The sequence below is a fragment of the Candidatus Kurthia intestinigallinarum genome, assembly GCF_003991225.1.
In the GTDB taxonomy this organism is placed as follows: Bacteria; Bacillota; Bacilli; order Bacillales_A; family Planococcaceae; genus Kurthia; species Kurthia populi.
This window is the reverse complement of sequence record NZ_JTFC01000184.1, coordinates 1-1,513: the sequence shown is the minus strand read 5'-3', so window position 1 is coordinate 1,513 and position 1,513 is coordinate 1. Positions and strand designations below refer to the sequence as shown.

Genomic DNA, 1,513 nt, shown 5'->3' with positions numbered 1-1,513 from the left:
CGCCAGTGAAACGATCTTGAGCCGACTTTTCTTCATTGCCATCCCGCTCCCCCCCTTTCTCGCAAAAAAAGCTAGGACAAGCCTAGCTTTCAAATTATTCGATTGTTAAGCCAATGTTGCTTGTCGTTTGGTCAATGATGTGCGCACTCTTAATTTGCGGTGCTGGGCCTAAATCATAGAATGGTTTTAGACGCACAATTAGTTCCATGAATGCTTGAACTTCAGCATCCGTAATGTCCGCACGAGGGTTCGTTAATTTCACTTGGCGAACCTTGTTATTAACTGTCTCAGTGAATTTCATCACCAACGCTTTTGTCGTTTTAGATGCCATCAGCTGTCCCTCCTTTCTCTAAATTGATCATTCATTATTGAATGTATAAGTTTGTGTATTCCGTTAATTCACCACTAATAAGCGAGTTCTCAGGGAATTCCACTAAGTTGGCAATAGCTTGCACAATTTCAAACAGATCCTCATGTGTTACTTGATCTTTTAGTTCAGGCAACATGAAGCCTTTTTTTACTTCTTTATCAAGTTTCGGATCGTAGTAAAGGTAACGGAATGCAAAGCTGCGACGGTCTAAATCTGCTGTGTTTGCCATGAGTATCACCTCCTTTTGACAAAAATATACAATGCCAAAATAGTAACTGTAAATGCTTTCATTTATTTGTGAATAAGCGCAATATCAATGTGATTTACAGTCTTCGCAAGCACCCATGCCATTGCTGCTAAAACAATGAATCCATTCATGCCACTCCACCTCCAATGCATTTATTTATTTAAGTATAGTAAGTGGTGACAAGGGGTGGTGGGGTGTCATTTATTCATTTTTTGAAAATGAAAAAAAGCTCATCAATATAAATATGATTGAGCTTTTTAATAATCTAAAATGAATAACAATATTTAAAGCTTTTTCTAATAAAAAACTATATCGTAATGAGCAGAAGTTTTCGCTTTAGTGCCTACAGTGATGATTGTATAAATGTCAGATATGCTGGCAAATTTATAGACACCTACGTAATATTTTCCGGCCTTATAAAAACTTGTTCTATTAGCATCAACTGAGTTGTTAGGATCATAGTAATTTAATTCTTTGCCTAGCTTCTTTTCTATGAAAATTTTACCTAAAAATAAAATCATTAATATTGAACGTTAAGGAGACTCTTTACCGTTTTAAATCTGAGGGGACCTCCATTATACCGATAATACTTTGGTGTTATGTTGGAACTGATGTATTAAGTTGTTAAACTAATGGTATGCCATTATAGGTACATATTGTGTTTATGAATCATGTTAAAAGAGGCTGGGACATAAGTAAAAATTCCAGTCTTTAATAGAGAAGGTGATGTCGAATTTGACATCACCTTCTCTATTTTTATGCGCAAATTGGGAATTACCATTCCCTTATTGCGTATTTTCTTAAGTTTGTCGCCATTAATGCGAGGCCAATTTCATTTTTTACTTTCGATTTTCCTCGGACGGAGAATCGAGTGAAACCTAAATTAGCCTTCAGAA

General features: G+C 35.9%; 3 protein-coding genes. All 3 read right to left on the bottom strand.

Going from position 1 to position 1,513, the window contains the following annotated elements; all coding sequences use genetic code 11:
* Positions 1–94: 94 nt before the first annotated feature.
* Positions 95–331 (bottom strand): DUF2922 domain-containing protein, encoded by a 237-nt coding sequence (locus QI30_RS19625; protein WP_126992137.1) that lies wholly within the window; start codon positions 329–331, stop codon positions 95–97.
* A 34-nt stretch (positions 332–365) separates the two neighbouring features.
* Positions 366–599 (bottom strand): hypothetical protein, encoded by a 234-nt coding sequence (locus tag QI30_RS19620; protein ID WP_126992136.1) that lies wholly within the window; start codon positions 597–599, stop codon positions 366–368.
* A gap of 792 nt (positions 600–1,391) precedes the next feature.
* Positions 1,392–1,513: transposase (locus QI30_RS20720; protein WP_158621105.1), on the bottom strand; the 122-nt coding region annotated here is incomplete at its 5' end.